The 21,530-nt window shown below is 37.0% G+C and carries 13 protein-coding genes; 3 read left to right on the top strand and 10 right to left on the bottom strand.

Features of this window, described 5'->3' with window-relative positions:
- Window positions 1-211: 211 nt before the first annotated feature.
- From ABIB30_RS18900 to ABIB30_RS18855, 10 genes are all read right to left on the bottom strand, one after another.
- On the bottom strand, window positions 212-1,156 hold the full coding sequence (locus tag ABIB30_RS18900) for an IS3 family transposase (protein WP_354304609.1): 945 nt from the start codon (window positions 1,154-1,156) through the stop codon (window positions 212-214).
- A gap of 8 nt (window positions 1,157-1,164) precedes the next feature.
- Window positions 1,165-1,572 carry a hypothetical protein gene (locus ABIB30_RS18895; RefSeq protein ID WP_354304608.1) on the bottom strand — a complete coding sequence of 136 codons (408 nt, stop codon included), beginning with the start codon at window positions 1,570-1,572 and terminating at the stop codon, window positions 1,165-1,167.
- 344 nt (window positions 1,573-1,916) lie between these two features.
- Window positions 1,917-2,255: a helix-turn-helix domain-containing protein gene (locus ABIB30_RS18890; protein WP_354304607.1), complete on the bottom strand. Its 339-nt coding sequence runs from the start codon at window positions 2,253-2,255 to the stop codon at window positions 1,917-1,919.
- A gap of 92 nt (window positions 2,256-2,347) precedes the next feature.
- Window positions 2,348-3,175 (bottom strand): hypothetical protein, encoded by an 828-nt coding sequence (locus tag ABIB30_RS18885; protein WP_354304606.1) that lies wholly within the window; start codon window positions 3,173-3,175, stop codon window positions 2,348-2,350.
- 305 nt (window positions 3,176-3,480) lie between these two features.
- On the bottom strand, window positions 3,481-8,583 hold the full coding sequence (locus ABIB30_RS18880) for a DEAD/DEAH box helicase (protein ID WP_354304605.1): 5,103 nt from the start codon (window positions 8,581-8,583) through the stop codon (window positions 3,481-3,483).
- Window positions 8,576-9,466, bottom strand: coding sequence for a hypothetical protein (locus ABIB30_RS18875; RefSeq protein ID WP_354304604.1), 891 nt, complete (start codon window positions 9,464-9,466; stop codon window positions 8,576-8,578). The genes ABIB30_RS18880 and ABIB30_RS18875 overlap by 8 nt, the downstream gene beginning before the upstream one ends.
- Window positions 9,463-11,136 carry a hypothetical protein gene (locus ABIB30_RS18870; protein WP_354304603.1) on the bottom strand — a complete coding sequence of 558 codons (1,674 nt, stop codon included), beginning with the start codon at window positions 11,134-11,136 and terminating at the stop codon, window positions 9,463-9,465. The genes ABIB30_RS18875 and ABIB30_RS18870 overlap by 4 nt, the downstream gene beginning before the upstream one ends.
- Window positions 11,133-12,686 (bottom strand): hypothetical protein, encoded by a 1,554-nt coding sequence (locus ABIB30_RS18865; protein ID WP_354304602.1) that lies wholly within the window; start codon window positions 12,684-12,686, stop codon window positions 11,133-11,135. Before ABIB30_RS18865 ends, ABIB30_RS18870 begins: the two co-directional genes overlap by 4 nt.
- Window positions 12,687-13,136: 450 nt before the next feature.
- Complete coding sequence (locus ABIB30_RS18860) at window positions 13,137-16,487, bottom strand: sacsin N-terminal ATP-binding-like domain-containing protein (protein WP_354304601.1); 3,351 nt, start codon at window positions 16,485-16,487, stop codon at window positions 13,137-13,139.
- 692 nt (window positions 16,488-17,179) lie between these two features.
- Window positions 17,180-18,601, bottom strand: coding sequence for a pyridoxal phosphate-dependent decarboxylase family protein (locus ABIB30_RS18855; protein ID WP_354304600.1), 1,422 nt, complete (start codon window positions 18,599-18,601; stop codon window positions 17,180-17,182).
- Between the two features lie 88 nt (window positions 18,602-18,689).
- Here ABIB30_RS18855 and ABIB30_RS18850 point away from each other — a divergent pair, with 88 nt between their 5' ends.
- The 3 genes from ABIB30_RS18850 to ABIB30_RS18840 all read left to right on the top strand — a co-directional run bounded on the left by ABIB30_RS18850 (window position 18,690) and on the right by ABIB30_RS18840 (window position 21,096).
- The gene (locus ABIB30_RS18850; RefSeq protein WP_354304599.1) at window positions 18,690-19,580 is read left to right on the top strand and encodes a LysR substrate-binding domain-containing protein; all 891 of its coding nucleotides are present in this window, start codon (window positions 18,690-18,692) and stop codon (window positions 19,578-19,580) included.
- A 642-nt stretch (window positions 19,581-20,222) separates the two neighbouring features.
- Window positions 20,223-20,462 (top strand): hypothetical protein, encoded by a 240-nt coding sequence (locus tag ABIB30_RS18845; RefSeq protein ID WP_354304598.1) that lies wholly within the window; start codon window positions 20,223-20,225, stop codon window positions 20,460-20,462.
- A gap of 4 nt (window positions 20,463-20,466) precedes the next feature.
- Window positions 20,467-21,096, top strand: coding sequence for a hypothetical protein (locus ABIB30_RS18840; RefSeq protein WP_354304597.1), 630 nt, complete (start codon window positions 20,467-20,469; stop codon window positions 21,094-21,096).
- The last annotated feature ends 434 nt before the right edge of the window (window positions 21,097-21,530 follow it).

The following is a 21,530-nucleotide window of genomic DNA, read 5'->3' as shown; positions in this document are numbered from 1 at the left end:
ATTTCGTCATTTAATTGATGATATTGTATAGCTACATAAATGGTATACCTGACAGTATACCATTTATGGCCTCCAAAGGGCTTGCAAAGCCCACAAGTATCCCCGGAGGATACTTGAAACCCCTGTAGCGATAGCACAGGGCAAGCAAGTAGGGCAACTGCCCAACTTCCGCTTGCTCAGCTGACTCGTCCTGAAATACGTTTACGATTTTTTACTTTCGATCCTGCAATAGATTTACAGCAGTATCGTAATCCTGAATAGGATTTACAATAGTACTGTTTTTGTGATAATAATTCTTCCATAACTGCGGGGGCTTGGCATTTCCATGATGTACAAGCTCCGGAGTTAGATTTCCTATGCTCATATGTGGCCTTTCCTCGTTGTACAGCTTGATTACGAAGTCTAGAACTTGTTTCCCTTCTTCCAGATTCTTGACAACGTAACTGCTCAGGTATTCATTTTTAATGATTCCATTAAGCCGTTCTGCAATGGCATTGTCCCTGGGGTCGCTGGTTTCGGTCATGCTGATTTTAATGTCGTTTTCTTCCAAAACCTGGACGTATTCGTTTGAACAGTATTGTAGCCCACGATCAGAATGGTGATGGAGGAAATCAATACCCTCTGCTCCATCAAGTGCCATTTTTAATGCTTTAACACTTTCTATCGACAACATATTTTCCGCAACATTATAACCCAAAACCTTTCGTGAAAAAGCATCGGTAATGAAGCTGATGTACAGAAATTTATCATTGATCTTCCAGTAGGTAATATCACTTACCCAGACCTGATTTGGAAAACTTGGGACCAATCCCTTAATCAAGTTCGGAAATTTCCTGTACATATGATAAGAATTTGTCGTCGATATCCTTCGTTTATAACGTTTCACTAGCATTCCGTGAGCGGACAAAAGGTCGAATAGTGCATCCCTGCCTATCTTTATCTGGTGTTCCAATAAAAATGGTTGAATGAGTTCATAAAGTTTCCTGGTTCCCATATGCCTGTGGTCCTCTCTTATTTGTGCAACCTGTTTCAGTACGAGTTCATGTTCAATTGTTAGTGTTTCATTATGCCACCAGTGCTGATAGTACGCTTGTCTGCTCATTCCAAGTACTCGACAGATCCGTGCAAGGCTTATATTTTTGTTTCTGTCTTTCATTTCATAGATTACTTGGTATATAACTTTTTTCTAATGTTGATTTTCAACTCCCTTTCAGCCACCTCTATCATCAGCAGGTAGGATTGCTCGCGTAAATGGCTGTCATTTAGCTCCTGTTGCAACTTCTGCAGCTTAAAGCTGCCTTCATCCCTAAGTGGCAATATTACTGGTTTACTGGCGGTTGGTTTCTTTTCCATGTAAAACGAAGGTGCCTTTTTAATTACAGTTCCTTCAACATATCCCAATTGCCGCATCCATTTTAACATCTTACCTCTTTCTTTGTGATCTCCAGTGTATTCCTTCCAGATCTGCTGTTTCGATTTGCCGCTTTGTAGGTAATCATCGATGATTTTACGCTTCTGTTTTACACTGAAATACAGTGATGGTTTCTGTTTTGCCCTGATTTTTGTTTCCATTTTGTCCATTTTTAATGTAAACCCATTCCAGGACAAGACAAGCCCCGAAAACGGGACTGACTGCATAAATCGCCTTTCTACCGCTATAACTGTCCTCCGACAAAAGCCTCACAAGCCCATTAATTGTCCCCCGTTAAATTGCTGTGACCGTAGTTTTTGCTATACAAAAACTTTCTGTAGCTGGTTATATCCATATATCTGTATGTACCCACAGAGTTATGTTGATATATACCCCATTGCATAGCTAGATAAACAGCTTATTAATGAGCAGTATATCTTACACACTGTATATATCGATAACTGGCTATACCGATATATAGCTATAAGGTTATCCTGATACCTGATTATGTGGGTGGTGGGTTTTCTTTGACAGGTTGAAAATTAGCGGTGATCTGAATTTCTTCCTGCGTATTCTTTCTGCCGGATTTTATCCAGGTGCTTAATTCAGCTGTTGAAAAATAAAGTCTTTTGCCCCGTTTGTTTACAGGAATTTCCTTCCGGCTGACTTTAGTATAAAGTGTCGGCACAGAAAGGCTGAGAAATTCAGCGGCCTGCTTAATTGTCAATAGATCAGCATAAGGTGGAGGTACCTTTTGGCTTTCTAAAAGCAAGTATTTAATATTGTCCACCTTGTTATGCAGTGCGCTGATGGCCTGCGGTAGTTCTTCAAATGTGTACTTCATATGCTGTATATTTTGTTTTATACTGCAATAGTACCGACTTGTTTTGTACGGTTACAAGGGGTTAAACCGCATCCTTATAGTTTCCCTACTAATTATTTACCGTTTCTTTTGTTTCTCGTCGTTGGGAAAACTGTAGGAACCCTATCAACCATTCTGACATCAATAATTGGAGATTTACAAGGTTTAGTATCTTCAGAAATAATAGCACCAACCCAACCCTCAGTATATTCTTTTGGGACCTCTCCTGTACCATAAAGAAAGTTTTTTGCAATCCATTTTTCGAGATTAGTTTTCAGGCAGCCTGTGATGAGATTGGCTTCAATCAATTGCTTAAAAGCATCCGCAAGCTGGTTACCGTTCCCCTTAAAAATCAACCGATCTATAGGTGTTGTATTGTCAAAAACTAATGCTGAAAGCTGTGTTTGATCTTCTTCGGAAAAATAAGATCTCATTATTTTAAGAAAGTCACTGGCCGACTGTTGATCGAATTTGGGTAGACCTGCATCTTCATTATAGGGAATTTTGACTGGCAAATCTGGAAGAATGTTTTGATCTGCTTTCTGGCTAGCTTGGTTAGCCTTCCATTCCTCGAATGTTTCAGTGGGATATAATATGGCCTCGACCTCGTTGATTAGTTCAGTAAGGTACATTTCCCGGATTTTAGCAGTGTCGTTAAGGCTCTCTACAAATTCATCCCCGATAAAAATATCGCTATAATCGGATTGCAAATTCTTGACAATAAAAAGGTAATCGAGACGAACGGAAAAAATAAAGTTGCGTGGGTATTCAATTTGAAGTTCGCTATAATGCTGGTGAAAATTTGTCCAGAAGAGTTTAAACCTACCCTTTAATTTTTTGATCTGCTCCAATTCTCTTTTTAAACTAACATCATTAAGAGATAGCAGGTCTATCAGTGCCATGTCTTTCAATACCCTGATTTCACTCTTATAACTAAAGGAGTTATAAGACTGCGTCTCATGAACAAGGCTATAAGCAAGTTTCTTATCTTTTTCTTTTATTCGCTTTTGCAATTCTCCTTTGGTGGTAAGGCAAAGCTCAAAGGTTTATACCTTAATTAAAAATTTGGTTAGGTTCTGCATATTCCGATACAATTTATAACGTAAGAATCTAAATTGAATGACTCAAAAATATTTACCACTAAAGGATTTTTTAATAAATCTATGCTCCGAATATAGACACCCCATCAGCGACCAATTATCATTCCTTAAAATTTTGATTTTGCAATTGCATCCATAATATTCAATTCTTTGATATTACCCCCAATCTGACTTTTGATGCTATTTTTTCTATCATCGCTCCAAAACGGATGAGTTAACAATAATAAATCGTCACCTATTTGGATCATGTAATAATCACCATGAATCTTTCTGACACCTTTTAATTTATTTTCTAATGTAGGGAGAAGTGTATTATTAATGTAATCCAGCCAATATACTTGACTAAAATTCAAGTGAATTTTGCTATTAGCAGCCATTGCGGCAAGATCTAGTGCCACCCGCCAATTTAATAATCCATGGTGCTGCTGATTATAATAATCTCTTAAACAATCATAACAGGAAGACGCGCAAATCTGCTCATGAACTGGTTTCATCAAAATCTCTTCAAACACACGACCACTAGGCAATAAAGAATGAATAAAAACGCTTTCAGCTATTTCCAAATCATCCATGCCATTCAAATAGTTGCAATAGCCAGCACCGTTATCTGCCTTTTCCACGATATATACTTCCGGTAGTTTCGTATTTGGAGATACGCGATAGCCAATATCAAATTCATTTGTTTCGATATCTAGCTTGTCGCATATTGATTTTCTAATTAAGAATGCCCATGATAGATATACAGCTTTTATATATGGGTCGAACGGGTCAAGATTATAATCCCCGTCGATTTCATTCAGAGTCAAACTAATGACTCCGGTATGTCGAGAAGAAATAAAAGCATATGACTGAGCGGCAGTCATTGGTGTGTTTTTATCAAGCAGTAAGTCTCTAACTACCCAGCGCTGTTCACCAATAATTCTACCCAACGTAAAATAATTACCATTATTGTCATTTATCTGGTGAACTATACCTTCGGAAGGAACTTGGTTTGAGCGAATACAAATATTATAGGTGGGCTTTTCATTAATCAGCTTTGAAGTTGGGTCGAGTGTTGTTTCACCAGCCCTAGGTGACCACTCGAAGTTGCCGTCAAAGTCCTTTTTAACAATCATCGCGTAATCAACACAAAAACCTAGAGGTGCGCATGCTTCTATTTTTTGAAGATTATGTTGGCAAACAGTACATTTATCAGTATCAGTGAGATCTAGAAATACAGTGTTACAGTTTACACACCGAGAGATACCATTCGCCAAAACCCCTCTTCCATCTAGTTCTGTTATCTGGTGATTTATAGACCGATAATGAACTAATCCCACGGGCGATAATACCTTTTTATCTTTGATAATCTCACTACCGGGCGCAAATTCAGATATAGCTATATCAAGATTTCTATCAACTACATTTTCAGGTGGCAATTTATCTGGCCACTGCTCATACAACATACGTACTTTGGTTGGAAATCCAAACATTGGCAGATAACTGGCGTTAGCCAACCGCTCACTTAACGCCATTTGCGTGTAGTCATGTTCATTGTGAGTAACATCGTCAATATGCTTTATTAAATTTGCCTGCACATAGCGAACTATTTCTGTGTCTAATAATTTCAAATTAGTTCCGACCTTCAACGATTTGGCAATGTCTGTTATCTCCAGCTCATTGTTAGTTATCCAAAAGATAACTTGATCTCGGTTGTTGTCCCAATTATAATAGTAACCAAATTCTCCGTGTACATTGTCCGTTTTATCATCTTTAGAAAGATTGATTAGGGAAAAAGCACGATTAAGAACTTCCTTGTTTAACACACGGTAGAATATTTCCTTTCTGCTCAATTCCAGATAAGGATCTGGAGGGGTACTTGATACCATCCTATGTGATTGGGCATAATTGGTCTGGTCATGGCTGTTTCCTTTAGCTATTGTCAGAGCTACTGAAAGTGCCTTACCTCGCCGACCTGCACGACCTACTCTTTGCTGGTAATTGAACCTTTGAGGTGGAACATTACCCATCATAACAGCTGATAAAGATCCTATGTCCACACCAGCTTCCATTGTAGTTGTCACACTTAAAAGATCTATCTCTTCTACTTTTTTGATTTCCTGCTCTAATGTCCTTCCTTGAAATAATCTTTGACGCTTCCGTGCATCTTCCTTATCTGTCTGTCCCGTCAATTCTTCGCAGTGTAGACGGGTTGGTTTATTTTCTCGCGCAAGTTTAGCTAAATAGATATAATAGTTATCTAAATTCTCGATGTCCTTTGTGGTTAATATATCTGCTGTTGGTAAGATATTATTACAACCTATACAAATGCCTGCGCTATGGTGCAAATGGACAGTTTGACAAATTGTGCATTTCCAGACCGGATCTCCATCGACGGCCGGAATAAATAACAAACCGTTGCCCGTAAGTATTCTAGAATCTCTGCTTTTTATTATCCTATTGTTTGTAAGGAAATCGAGCACATCATCCTGTATTTCGCTTGGAAAGTTCCAGCCCTTAAAACCGAATACCGCTCTCGCGTAACTCCATAACCGCTTTGGAAATGATTTAGTATAGGTTGTACTTACACCGTCTATTCGCCAAGATTCTCCCAGTAGCCGGATTGCTGAGTTGATAAATTCATTGATACGTGGATTAGCATGAGTATGCTCTGCAATAACTTTTCCCTGAACCAGAGATTCCAGCGAACGTTTATTGTGTGCAAATATCGTAATTAGGATTTCTTTTACACATGAAGAGATAATATTGCTATGTAAGTTTATTGCTTTTAAACTCTCATTCTCTAGTGTAAATCCGGCCTTCTCAAAATTGTAGTTTTCCAACCAATCTTGATTTAGTGAAGGTGCAGATCCACCCGGATTTATACCGATTTCGAAAAGACTATTAGCTACCTTAGATTGTAGTGTGTTTATACGAACATTATTCCTTGTTTTGAAATAATCGGCAATTCCCGGATGATTGTGGTCCTCAAATGTAATCAAGTCAAAAATATCCCTGAACTCATTCGATTCTCTCATTGTTTTGAGGACTTTTCGCTCAGCCTCGCTAATCGACGATTTTGAGGCCCAAAATCTTCTAAGAATATTTTTCTCGGTTGATCTTTCTTCTAGACTATTAAGCACAATTGCCCTGATCGTATCTCGGTAATGATCCATTTCTATACCCGCGGCCAATTTAGCGGCCGCCTGTCGGCTATCTGAGAAGAGCACCAATTTAGATCTTTCTGAACCCTGATTGTATTTGTTTAGCGAAAGCATAAGGGAATCAGCCATTAATTGGTTTACTTTCTGGACGCCTGTATAATGTTTATAGACTGGTGTAAGTGTACTTCCGGACTGAAGCTGAACTTTGTACTCGCAGTTAAAACACCAATTGGGATACTGGGCGGTATAATTATCTGGCTTTGAAAAGAAAAGACTTGTTCCCAACCTTGTCTTTTTAAACTCCCCATCAACAAAATCCAAATTACATGTTTGCCATTCACCATCAGCGATATCTGGTTTTGGATATATGGTTATATAATCACTATTGTCGCGATAAACTTCCTTCTCAATAGATAAGTAACTAACTTTTGCGTCTTTATTGAGCCAACCTCCCAAATATAATTCACCACACTGCCTACATAAGAGAGCCTCCAGTACAATAGCCCCACACTTGCATGAAACTTGCGGTTTACGAAAAAGACGTCCAATTGCTCGGCCTTCAAATCGATGCTCCTGCAAAACTTCGCTACATTGTGGGTTAACACATGCCCAAAGTCCTTCTATATTGCGAAAAAAATAGTGAGCGCGTTGGGGCTGTATTACATCTCCCTTTGCATTTTTTAATAGACTTAGGCCTACAAGTAAACCCTCAAGAGCTTTTTGCGAAGCTTGACTGTCTTCCCCGAACAAGGCCAATTCAATTTTATGACTTTCCTCTGCTTTTGTGATTTTATCCTTTAATAATTTCAGGATGCTATCCCTTTCAAATAATTTTGAGATTAATTCCGGATCGGTGTTCTCATCTATTAAACTGTATTTTTCAATTTCAAGATTGCCCAATTCCAACCCTTTAGCAACTACGGTTGGATCACTTATAACGGAAAATAGCTCTGTATATAAAGTAGTTTCCAACCCGAAAAAACCAGAAATGAATTTCTTAGTACGCTCTGTTTCTTTCATGGAAGCACTAGAACATAGAAATTGCACCTGCGGGGAATCTGGTGTTAAACCGAGCCGCATCAGCAATAAACGGATAAGGTAAGCAACTTCTGTCCCGCTTGTACCACGATAAGAGTGGAGTTCATCTATTACAAGGTGAAATACATGTGATTTATCAGCTTCTAGCCACAATTTAGTCGCTTGAAAGATATTTGACTCGTGCTGGCGCATTAGCATTATGTTCAGCATACTGTAATTAGTAATCAGGATATCTGGAGGTGTTTTCTGCATAGTCCACCTGTCCCATAGTTCAGCATCGACGCCGGCATCCATATTGGTTACGTCATATAAATAGTCGGTATTACTAGTTATTGTCGCCTGCTTTTTGGCAGATTCCCAGTCCCGCATCAGACTATCCTTATCTTGCCTTAGCTTTTTCTTATTCGATTCTTTTTCCAGCCCGGTTCCAGGTGTAATGCCTGTGTACCTACCGAAGGTGATCCGTTTACCAGCTAAATTGTTATCCAAATAATTAATGGCGTCATTGCTGCTTAAAGCCTTTCTTAACCGCCGCATTTGGTCCTCCGCTAAAGCGTTCAAAGGATAAAGAATGAGCCCCCTGACTGCATGTATGTTTTGAGACTCTGAATGACTTTTTTCTTTGTGAATATCATATAAAAGAGGAAAAAGGAAACACTCAGTTTTCCCTGATCCAGTTCCGGTTGTTGCGATAATATGTTTCCGCTGTAGTGCAGCCGCTTTCAATGATTCAAACTGGTGTTTGTACATCTTGCTTTCCTGACCATTCCTGCTTGCAAAAAGCCCGGTCTTTGCAAATTCAGCATAACTTTCCATCAAATTAAGTTGCTGACAGGCCTCGGTTAGTGTGCAATACTCCTGATAACGAGGAACTAATTCAATGATCGGATCCTTACAGATAGCATCTTGGGCGAGCAATAAATGCTTCCGTTCATTTTCAAGGTGTTTGTATTTAATTGGAAGACCTGTGTCTATATATTTAAGATATATGTCTCTAAGTTCGCGCCAGACTGCAAATGCGTTATTCATAAGTTGATTCAATTGAATTAGATAGAAAATGATTTAGTAACCGAAAATGGTGTTGGTTCACATGGTAATTGCGTTTAGTCATGGCGGAGCTATCAATTCTGTTTAGCATTGTGTTAATACTGAGCAACCTTTCTACAGCAAGGGGGAAAAATGTCTCTGTTAGAACAAGTTTCGAAGTCTTGGTAATGTAAGAAGCTCCAATCGTTTTTGCGCAATGCGTTTTACTCCATAATACTGCTATAGAAAATGCGTCAATGTGTTGAGTTTGTTCGGGTATGACCCTCCATTCATCGGGACCGAGTCGGCAAACACGTTGACTATAAGCCAAGTCAGATTTTTTAAATACCCCAAGATATGTTTCACCAGGATACTTTCCCCATTTCCCATCAAAGAACAGGAATGGCGTCGGATCGATGACGTTTTCTTTCTCCCATGTTTTAATTAGGGAGACTAAGGAAGGTAGCTTCCGTAACATTATCCCCATGTCAAATTCCTCACAATTTATTTTTTTATTTTTAATCGCTTGTAACAGCGGTTTAGAAAAAGGATAACGAACATAGCCTAAAAAAGGCTCAGAGAAGGAATTGATTTCATCTAAAGAGCGTCTAAGGGTCGTAGGCAAATTAATCAGCAATATAAAATTTGCTGAAACTAAAGCACATGTAGGCGATAATGCAAATTTTCCCGCTCCATAAAATTCTATCATTCCATAACGCACCAATGGATAAAAAAGTTGATATTTCGCATTGCTAACTGGCTGGTTAGGATAGAATTGGTGAAACAAGTCTTTACATCTTTTCTCAATTTTAAAAATGGTTTTATATTTATCTTGTTCAAACCAAAACCATTCTAAAATAGCAGATTGCAGATCGATAATCATCATTCGTGTTCAAAATAATGATCTGGTGACGACGCTGCCATTTCGTCGTGGTCGATAAGTACCGTCGGGGTTAGAATCATTCCTGAGTTGTTATGAGTAAATTCCCATTCGCCATTTCTTATCGGCACACAGCCCCAGTGGCGGAAGGTGTTTTTTAATATTGGTAACCCAAATTCCTGATCATAGGAAGGTTCCATAGGTATGCCAAAGATCCATAAATTAACAGGAAAAGGGCCAGGAAGACCTGGCAGTGAACGCCTTATACCGCTTAGGATATCATTTAGAGGACGTGCGTAACACTCTGGACTAGACATATTTAAATCCTCCAAAAGTAAAAAGTGGATCATTTCCGGATTCGTGATAGCTGATTCCCAAACTTGTTTTAGACCATTCTCAAAGAACAAATCATATTTTAGCCAGTCAGGTTCGACCTGCTGAATAAATATTTTTGCGTTATTACTTAACCTTGCGATCTGTATAATTGGCTCTGCTGCCACAGTAAGTAAACATTTGTAATCCTTTAATAATAAAAGTAAAGTGTGGCCCACTTTTGCGAGGTCCTCTTCGCCAACAACTATAGTTTCCCTAAAAGATTTTATAAAATCGAATACCGATGTATGTTGAGACCCTTGTGAGACGTAACTTTGCACATCAAATTTAGCAAACTGAGATACTATGTTAATGCTTGATGGCTGCACCAAAGCGTGTATTTTTATATCATCTATAAGTCGTTCTTTTTCTCGCTCAATATTAGCAAGTTGCTGTCTAGCATTATTTAGTAGAATGAGTTGCTCTTTGAGCTGTTGTTCAGCGGTTTGTTTTTCTGAGACTAAGGCAAATATGTTCTTTTCTAATTCACTTGCTTGGATCTGTAAAGGTAATGTTATTTCATCGCGTGCAAGTTCTAGGGCACTCGTATAAGTTACTTTTAACTGAGGTATGTTATCAGAAATCGTTTTGAGATCCGCTTGGTTAAGTAATAATTGGTCAAGAGTGCTCAATGCCCGTCGAATTCTGACGCTATCTAAGCCATTTAATGGCTGTTTTGCTATTGCGTTACGAACGTCTTGAAACTCAAATGCCAAATCAAAATTGCGCATCCGATCTTTCAACCAGTCGCCCAGCTGCGCTTGATTCATCGTGTCGTATTTTGTATTGCTAGATGGTTTACCAATCAAGTAAGACTTATTACCAGCGGGATATAATGTAACTTGATCCAGCGGAAACTGAAACACTTCTTTTATCGGTTGTATGTAATCCTCAGACTTTTTGAATGGCCCATAAAGAAATTCATTGATGGACAAATAAAACTCTGAATTTGACCGAATCAATGAATGGTCAAACTCTTCTAAATCGATAGCTCCTTCTGGACGAATAATGTATGCAGACACCCTAAAAACCTCATTACCAATCAGGTTGCAGGCACCATGTTTATCCAGAATGAATTCATCTTCTGATGGCTTCGGATTCTTAGCAGGAACTGTATGAAATTCTATAAGATCGTCTACTTCAAATTTATCTTGGAGGACCGGCGCAAAAACGTAACCTTCGGGTGGATAGGCAACCCTAACCTCGTCGGGTTGTGTGATATATTCGTTTTTGCGTTTGAATGAAACTACCCTTATTCGTGCGCTTGCGCTCTTGCGGATTTCAACTGCTCCAGTAATTTTCATAATTTAGCGTTTTTAATTGCTTTTAAAAGTGCATTTTTATTATATGCGTGATTGTTATTTCGGCTTTTTTGTTGAATAGATAATATCCATTCACGAATTAAAGGTATAGCAGAGCTATCTCTTGTGTTATTTAGTAAACAACCTTCCAATATAGGAGTGTCTCCTACGCTTAATGAAGCAAAATTCCACCCTTTATTTTTTGGTAATATTATTTCCTCAGATTGCACTGGGCTGATAATGTTAAAGCGAATATCTTTATGACCCGAAATCCTTACGATGTATTCTCCAGGCATTGCTCGGAAAGCATCATACATACACGGTGCATTTTCAAAAAGAACATTGTAATCGTAATCGCCGGTTATATGGGGTCCATAGCCTACCAAGTAGCTTTTCTCTTTTAATCTTAATCCGCTGGATAGTGCAATAGGGAGTTTGTTTTGCAAATAATAGCCCAGCGGAGATCGTGCTGTAGCTTCCGACGGTTGGTACCTAAAGATAAATAATCCGTTTTCTTCATGAATTAATACAGCAGTACTGCTGCCTTTTAAAAAATCCAAAATTGAAGTAACAGGCCTATCACTCACTATCAAGTAACAAGGTGTGTTCTTGAAAATAAACCGAGAATGTTCATATTCCTGATCAAATCCTGGGATTTCAGAAAAGATTTGAAGTGCGCTATAGAAATATCGATACTTTTTGACTGATAAAATATCAGCAATTGGAATTTTCTTATTTTCCGGAGGCAAATAAAAGGCTGGGGAATCGTTTTCAATAATTAAGATTAATTTGGCAAATAGGTTGATTGCAACAGCTTCTTTCACTGCTAAAACCGGTTGTTGTTTTTGTAAACTATAAACATCACCATTCCAGCGATTATAATAATTAAAGACTTGCTTGATACATAAAGCCTTCTTACGATGATCATCTAAAAGTTCTTTCATTCGAGACGTAAGGTTAATATTTCGTATTGTAGCCAACAACGTTGCTTCAAAGTAATTAAATGATAAAGACTCGCCAACTTGAAAAGTCTGACTAAAAAAGACAGTGAATTGTTTTAATTCTTCTGTGTTAAACAGAGCCTGCCATTTAGGATATCGCACATAACGGCCGGCTTTTGTTGTGGGCTTGGGAATATTTAGATCTTGCTTAAAGCGCTCCGCTAGAAAGCGTTTGGCTTTATCCCATATTACTTCCTGAACCGGACGACCAGATACTTCTTGTTTAAACAACTGCTGTAATTCCACTTCGTCTTTCAACCCCAACAACCTAATTAGCCTAAGCTGATAAGCATTAGATGTTACTGCGTCTGATCTTTCCATCATGGATGCCGCGCAACACTGGATAGCGAGAAGACCAAAATATTGTGGTATATTCTCAAAGTCCTTTAATAAATATTGCCAATCTGACCTCAGAATCTCAAATCTTTTAATCTCTGCTATTGGCACAATAGAGCTTAATTCCACTGCATCGAAAGTGAAAATTGCATAGCTTGAGGAGGACCTCGAAACATAAAGCTGAAAAACTCTTTTATTAAATTCTTTATAAGTCATTAAAAAATAAGGTTACAAACTGATCACTGGTTGTTCGCTTATGAAAATCAATATATTAATAATAATTATACTACCTTATAATTATACTCTTATTGTTATGCTCACAATACCCTGCCAATACTAATCTGAAAAGACCTTTGCTAACATATTACTAATTAAAGTCTTAATTTCAATTAGCTATTATATTTCAAATATATTGAATCGTCGTCCGCTTTATTACGGGATACCGTAAAGTCAATATTAAAGGTCTCATCGTTTTCGGCAGTGTTTAAGATCGATCAAACTTCTATAGAAGTCGAAATAAGTTGCCGCAACGTTCTGTTATCTCGCTAAATCATGGATATTTGCATTTAATTTGCATCCAAAAAACTGTGCATATTGAATTTGTCACCATGTAAAATTCTTAAGCAGTGTATTTCCTAAATCTACTATGATCTAGCACCATTAAAGTTATGAGGTGACTACCTTCTGATTTATAATCGCTATATCATTCATACTAGTGAGGTGCATAAAATAAAGCTCCGGCGTTTCATTTATACTGAAGACCCTTGCTAGAATGAACTGTTCGCCTAGTTGGGTTTCGCTGATGAATTTCCATTCTCGTGTACTGATTGGTAGAGCTATCTCGTCGGCGCGATCGATATCAGTAACCGTACTTTTGACCTGGATATAAGCTTTTTGACTATTTTCGAGTGTTACTACAAGATCATACTTATGGCCTTGATCTTGAATATAATGAGTTTCACCGACGTAATCAACTATAACATTTTGGGTAAATGTTGTTGCCTTGTTTGGCCAATAAACATTAAGTCCTTTATTGACCAGTTCTTTATACACATATGCCTCACCTTTCCAACCATTTTCAAAATTGATTCTTTTTTGAAAATCATCAGGTGAATAATTAACATCTGTATTCCAACCTTCGCTTAAAGCTTTCAATTCCATTAATCTGTCAAGTTTTTCAAGAGTTAATTCTGGATACTTATCGAAAATAACTTTTGTTTCCTCTAATTTTTTTGTGAGAACCTGATTTTCTTCCTGTAATTTTCCATGGTTTTCCAATAAATCTGGTTCTGCTAGCAGCCTTTTTCTTACTTCATTTGGTAATACTTTTCTTAGCTTTTGGAAATCCTTTCGCTCATCAACTGTCCATAACATGTTAATCTCGATAAACTCTCTTTTCTGATAAGAATATTCAAAAAAGTTTCTACTAAACAATTGGTTACTTGCATCTCTATTGGTTTGAAGACGATGTTCAATATATAGATAGTCTGGATAATATGCACTGTTAAACCAATCAATTATCAATAACTTAACCCCCTCTAGAAAACTGTCATTAATATTATCTTTGTCAGCGGTCTTAACTATATCATCTATAGTTTTCGCAATATCTTTTACACCTAAAGAATGAAGTGGAGTAATTTCCAGCCCTTGATGAATAAGTTGATTTCTATAATCATCTTCTGGGCTGATCATTAACAAAATTTCCTTAAGCTCGTTTGGAATTTCTTTGTCGTCTTTTAAGGCTTCTAGTAGTTTGAAATACCCTGTTTGGCTAGGGACTGTAGTCCCTATCGAAAAACTTAGGGCTGTCATCAATTTATAGAAACTGTTAAGCCAGTTTAGAACAAATTGTTCTGATTTTTCTTGATCAAGATTTTCAGACAATAAAAATCTTAGTTTCTCTATTGGACTTACTATTTTTCCATGAGAAACACAACCAGATACCGTTTGGCTTGAACTTATATCTAAAGTAAGGTTGAGGGCTTCTATAGTGGAAACTATTTTTTTAGAAAGGCAGATATCTGCCTGTTCCCACATTTCTTCCCTGGGATTCAGAATTTGTTTTTTCTCCGGTACCATCTTGCCAAATAGAGATAATGCTATGTCATAAAGCATAGTTCTTTTAAGTATCAGATCTTCATTATCTTGAGTGTCAAAAAAGGGCTGATAGCTGATTAGTTCCAATACTGATTTAAAAAAACTGGGTTCGTCACTATTAGTCTTAGCACGGATAGTTCCATTTAATAATATTAAGAAGCTATCTTCATTTTGTTTTAACTGAATAGGTGCGCCTAATATTCCTTTTTTGACTAGAATTTTACTCCAATCCTTATCGAAAAGTAATAAAATATTAAGTTCCTCTTCTTTTAGTCCCTCGTTAATTGAAAGGTCGTCGAAATTAATAGAATGAAAGTTGTTATCCTCAGTAGGTATAATGGCATATTGCTGCAACAGTTCAGGTGAATTTTTCTGAACAAGGGTAATTAGTTCATCTACCCATTCAACTTTGTCAACAATTTCTTCAGGTAAAAGCTCCATTTTGTTATACAAACTAACTTTTTCTACAAGTACTTCTAAGGTAAGCAGCTCGCAGTCATCCTCCCAAGCTAATAATGACCAATCTCTGCTTAATGATTTTAGTGGTAATGAATCAGACATGATCTTGAATGCTTTTTCCCATATAATATCTTGTAGAAACAATGAATCAGATTTTGGGAAAAATATTCTATCTACTCCATTATTTATCTTTTTTAAACCTGCAGAAGTTTCTACAATCTGGACTGAAAGCACAAGTGATCGGATTTTAGTTTGTATATTATTCTTATACCAAATTCTGTCAAAGTCCTTATTTTGTTTGGGAAGAGAACCCGCACCTACTGCAAGGTAGTGCATACCCTTATATGATTCAGCGGAAAAGTATTTTAATAAGAGACTATAAAGATTGAGGCCGTATTTTAGCAATGTCTGATTAATACCACAATTTGTGGCTATTCCTTCTTCGTTTAGAGCATCACCGTCCAGTAGCAGTCGTTCTCTTTCAGCGATTGGCTCGAAGTCAATGCTATTTAAGACTACTGGAAAATTAAAATCTTCGCTACCAATTAATGGAAACACACAAAACAGCGACGGTGTATTTGAATTAATTCCTATAATAGTTTTACTATCAGGTTCTATTTCAATTGCGGCTGAAAGGTTAACTCTACGCTCTTGTTTAAATTTTTGGCTTAGCATTAATGAAGGTGCATTGATCATTACTGATGCGATACCTCTTATAACCTGACAATCAGTACCATCATCGAGGAAACATTGGAGTGAAATTTTTGATGAAAGTGCTTTAATTGTTTTCCTGCTGATTAGCCTTGAACTGCCCTCCTTGATTATTCTTATCGTATTTATCTCTGGCGTAAATGCAAGGTTGTAAAATACATTTGATTCAAGACTTTCAAGCCCTGCTATCGCACAGGAGCGGTTTACGTGATTCTTCAGAAGATAAGTAAATTCCGTCCATTGATTTACATTTTCCAAGGAATATGTTCGACTGAGGAGCGTTTTTTCAATTCCGGACTGAAGTTCTTCGTCAGTTTCACCTTCACGATGAAGAGTCATTAAAAGTGAGAAAACTTTACCATTAATGTCACGAACATTGCTCTTTACAGAAACAGTTTCAGAGAGAGTGTGTGTCGTTAAAAAGCCCGTTCCAAAACGACCTGAACTTCCAACTACACCACGTTTATCTCCGCTTTTTTGCCAAATTAAACTATTCATCGCTTTTGGAGTAAATGGTTCGCCGTTGTGTCTAAAAATAACTCTATCAGATTGAACTTCAACCTCTACGTCTACACTAGTCCGATCTGACTTTGATATGCTGTCCTTAGCATTCTGTAATAATTCCCATACCCATCTCTTCTGATCATACTCATTAGGGCTTTTAAGTTGACGAAGACGTCCCGATACTTTTTGAATATAATATTCGATTAATAATTCCCGTTCATCTTCGTGAACACCTGCTGGTTCCATAATATTGAGGTTGCGTTATTTGATCAGATAGTTTTTTTACTCGACAGAGATTTATGTTTCTACCCGTATTCTCAAATATATCAAAATTGAACTTAAGAGCTAATTAATTTGATAAAAATGATCTTAATCAATCTAATCTCTTTATCAGTCAATTGTATTTATTCATCTAATGATGATCTTAGCCTCATGATTATTATAATCTTTTATGTCGCGGTAGTAAGTAATAAACCATTATCCATATTAAATGAACAACTTTTAGATTCCCCATTTACAAACAATAATTACGTATATTGCATATAGCAATTGCAGCTAAAACGTATCGAAAAAAATGGTGAGTGATTAGGTGAGTCGAAATCTAAAACCGCATAAAATACTATTAAAACGCCGATATCTGGACTACGTTCGAATCCCAGCGGGATCACGAAATGCCTCAATGAAAATTGAGGCATTTTGCATTAAAAGATCTGTTTCTATATACAGCTGCTTTCAACATCATTCCTGTTTTATAGGCCATAGAACCGACAACAACCTAGCGCAAACATGATGAGCTTTTTGGAACCTGCGAAATTCAGTTAGAAAATTATTCTCCTAGCTAACTGAGATTGTGTAACTCAGAGCATATGTGTAAATTGCAATGTAATTCAGGAGCGATATCAAAAAAGAAACTAAAAACAATATCAGCTGCAACTTCCCTATTTAATTTGTGACGCCTCTCCTACTATCATATCCAATAATATTTCCAGATCCTGCAATGTTGTACGGGTATTCATAAGTGATACGCGCAAGTAATAATTACTCTCCACAGTTGTGCCAACGATATAAAAGGTGCCATCACGCATAATTCTATCCTGAAGTTCTCTATTCATCTCATTGTCTTCCAGAGTTCCACCAATATAACGGAAGCAGACAATGTTAGACTCTGGTTTTATAAGTAACTGAAAATTATCCCTTAAGCTGATCATAGCTGCAAACTGGCTGGCAAGCCCATATAGATGATCAATATGCTCCTGGTATATTTGGGTTCCATAAACCCGTAGTACCGTATAAACATGGATGATACTCATTGGTTTGGTGCATTCAAAAGTTTGTTTTCCTGAATTGTACCACTCTTCCCGCTCCTGGTCTCGCCATAGATACTTTGCATCTTGAGAAAAAGTTGCCCTTGAATAGTGTTTATGTCTGTAGATCAGTGCAGTGGACAATGATGGAACGGCCATCATTTTATGAAAGTCAAGAATAATAGAATCAGCCCATTCTATTCCATTCAGCAGGTATCTGTATAGGTCTGAAAAAATTACCGGCCCGCCGTGCGCAGCATCAACATGGAACCAGATCTGATGAGACTTTGCAAAATTACCGATCGCCACAAGATCATCAAAAGATCCCGTAGAAGTAGAACATGCAGAGCCTATGATACAGAATACATTCCTGCCAGTTTTTTTAGCTTCATTTAAACAACTATCAAGCAGGCTGGTCTTCATCTTAAAACTGGCATCCACCTGAACTTTTATTATATTACCGGATGGGATACCAAGAAGCTTACCAGCCCTTTCAATGCTATAATGCGCTTCAGATGAAACCAAAATGCTCATCGATCCTAAAGCAACTTCCGGATTTTGCTGTAAAAACATTGATTTAGCGGTAAGAAGCGCAGTTAAATTCCCCAAACTTCCTCCTGATGTAATAAACCCAGCAGCATCTTCTGGTAACCCAAACATCCCGGCAAGCTTGCCGATAATGATCTTTTCCATAGCATTTCCGGTCATACCCACTTCATATACACCCATCCCATTATTAAGGTGTGCCATCAAAGCAGAGGTCAGTACAGTAATGGGATATGGAGCAGCGATCTGATGCCCTATATTACCCCGTCTGTTCATATTAATTGAACGCGAGATTATTTTTTTGAATAAGGAAATAGGGTCTTCAATTAGACCGGATGCAAAATCATTCTCCCAATACTTTAATTGTTCATCAGGAGTTTCCCATTGAATAGTTTCACCAATACCAAGCAAATTGGATCTCTCTAATTCTTCAGTTAATAAGTTTATTAATTCATAGCCTGTTCTTTCAAAGACGGCCGGTGAATTGATGTTGCTAAAATTGTTTCCCATGATCAAATGATTTAAAGCCTCAAATTAAACCAACTCAATTTATTAAAAAAAATACTAAATTTGAATACATTAATGATTTTAAGGAATAATGAATGTTGATACTTTTGTACTTCGGAACTTTTTGATTCTTTGTAAAAATTTAAATTTCAGCAGAGCCTCAGAGCAAACTCATATAGCCCAACCCGCGCTTAGCCGGCAGATAAAACATTTGGAAGAATCATTAGGTGTTTTGCTTTTCAACCGGGACAAGAGGAATGTAAAGCTGACAGCTGCAGGTGAGTATTTTAGAAATGAGATTGAAGCACTGCTCAATCAGATGGACTTCGTGGTCAACCGTACGCATAAACTTTTTCATGGCCAGGCAGGAGAAATCAGGATCGGCTATACCCATTCAGCGTTGCAGCACTTTCTTCCCGCTATGATGCTCCATATTAACAAGCTGTATCCTGAAATTCGCATCATATGGTTGGAGTTTAATAATACCCGTCAATACGAGGCGCTAAAAAACAGGGAGATTGATATTGGCTTTTCTACCAATCCGGATATTGACGAAAGTTTTAGGCATAGGGTGATATACACAAGTAACTTTGCATTAGCCATGCCACTTGACTATCCTATAACGCTTGATAAATTCCCAGGCTTAAAGTTTTTCCAGCATGAGCGTTTCATCCTACCTCCCAAGGCTGAAGGGCCAAGGTTCGTCGAAACATTACACTCTATATTTTCACACGAGGGATTTATACCCAATATTATACATGAGACACCCTTTGCCAGTACAGCAATAAAATTAGTTGAGGCTGGCTTTGGTTTGACAATTGAACCTGTGAACAGTTTATCTGGATACCGCGGGATAAAGTATATTGAGTTGAAAGACATTCCTCAAAAAGTAGAAAATGTAATGTTATGGCTGCCAAACACTGAAACCTGCTTTCCTGATATCATCAAGGCAATTACTACATTCAGCTTTCGAACCTCATAACTTTTCAACCATTCCTTTTGCTCGCTTTGCTTATGTAACTTTTGCCCAGGTCTTCTAAGTTCTACGAAAAGCTTTAATTTAAATTTTTCAAGATCTTCTTTAGTAATAAATTCTAATACTGCAATATTTTTTTTTATTTAAACTTAATGGCACAAAACTGGGAATAAAAAATTGTCGATCTTGACAAAATATTACGCACTACCTAAAATTAGCTACAATAAAGAATTAAAATTAAATCAATGATTAATATAACTTTATATAAATTAATTAAATTATATAGTATTTGCGGTTTAAAGTAGCAATCTGTGTATTACACAAACAAATTGTTCTTTAAAATAGGTCAAACTGTATCAAAATAACTGGTGCCTAATTTGGTGCCCATATTGAAATGACTATAAAATATTATTTATATCTTGCTCATTTAGTACCACTTGGAATAATACGTTATTATCCCAGCGGGATCACGAGATGCCTCAATGCAAATTGAGGCATTTTGCATTAAAAAATATTACTAAATCCCCCTGTATAAATATCACTTCTGTGATATTACCACCATTATAATTATATTTGAATAATTCCTTTAATGAATTATCGGAATTGTTTCTTGTACTGTAATGACTTCTATCTAAATATTTTATCCTCATGAAAACATACTCTATTGTAGACAAACTTTTAAAAAACATGGGTAATATGCATGAGCTAGGCCGTCAGCGAGCATTTGAATTAGGCAATCCATTTTATGCACAGTTTGCAGAAGACAAGGGATATTGGCGTAAAGAGTTGCCAACAGGCGAGAAATATCTTGTTTCTCTGGAAGTGATAACTGATGAAAATGATATGCCTATTGAGGTGAGAGATACGATTATCAAAAGATTGGATTAATATTATGCCTGAATTGGTTTTTGTAGCTGGCTGTAATGCTGCCGGTAAATCGACATTTATTCGTACACGGTTGAATGAACTTGAAGGTTTTGAAGTATTGATGACCGATGTGTATAAGGGAAGAACTAAAGATCTAGCCAAACAAAGCATTGATAATGGTAAAGATGTATTGATAGAAACTGTTTTTAATGACGCCTCATTTAAAGATTTAGCTGATTATGCTCGTAATGCTGGTTACAAGACGTCTCTGGTGACTCTTTTTTTAGATAGCATTCAGCAGTCGATTACAAGGGTAGCTCTCCGTGGTATACAACAAAGTGGCTTAACCATATCTGTAAATAACATCAGAATTAATTTCAACGAGAGCTTTAAAAATATTGCGAATTTCTTCCTCTATTTTGACAGATCGGATTTTATTTACACCGGTGAAGGAGAAGTAAATCAATTGATCATGAGCTTTCAAAATGGAGAATTACTCAAATACCATAGTAATGAATTAATTTATCCTCAAAATTTTGCTAAATATGGATTTAGCAATGGAAGATTAGATCAGCATATTTATGATGTTATTGTTGAAAATAAGAATTTTCATAAACCGAGTTCAAATCAATCAGGAAGAAAATTTAAGATATAAATTTAGATCGCTTTATTTGAAATTATGAGAGGTTTTCATAATTTTATTCTATTGCAATTGCAGCTAAAACGTACCGAAAAAAATGGTGAGCGATTAGGTGAGTCAAAATCGAAAACCACCCTAAATACTATATAAACTCTGATATTTGAACTAGGTTCTGATCCCAGCGGGATCACCGAAATATAAAAACGCTTCTAAATAACATTTAGAAGCGTTTTTTTGTTAACGAAGTAGTTTGAAATAGCAATCTATCCTAGATCAGTTGGGATTTTTTGCTCGAAGCCTATAAGATAGAGATAGACAATAAATTTGCTATTTCGAACCGGAGCTGTACCTGACTATCAACGATCCAAGGTACTGACTTAGAATATAAATATCGGGGTCACTGAAAAAGTCCTCTTAATAGCTCAGGCTGAAGAAGAGCAGAAAAACTA

The sequence above is a fragment of the Pedobacter sp. UYP1 genome, from assembly GCF_040547305.1.
GTDB lineage: Bacteria > Bacteroidota > Bacteroidia > Sphingobacteriales > Sphingobacteriaceae > Pedobacter.
Note: the sequence above shows the minus strand (reverse complement) of the source record. Positions and strands in the feature narration are given on the sequence as shown.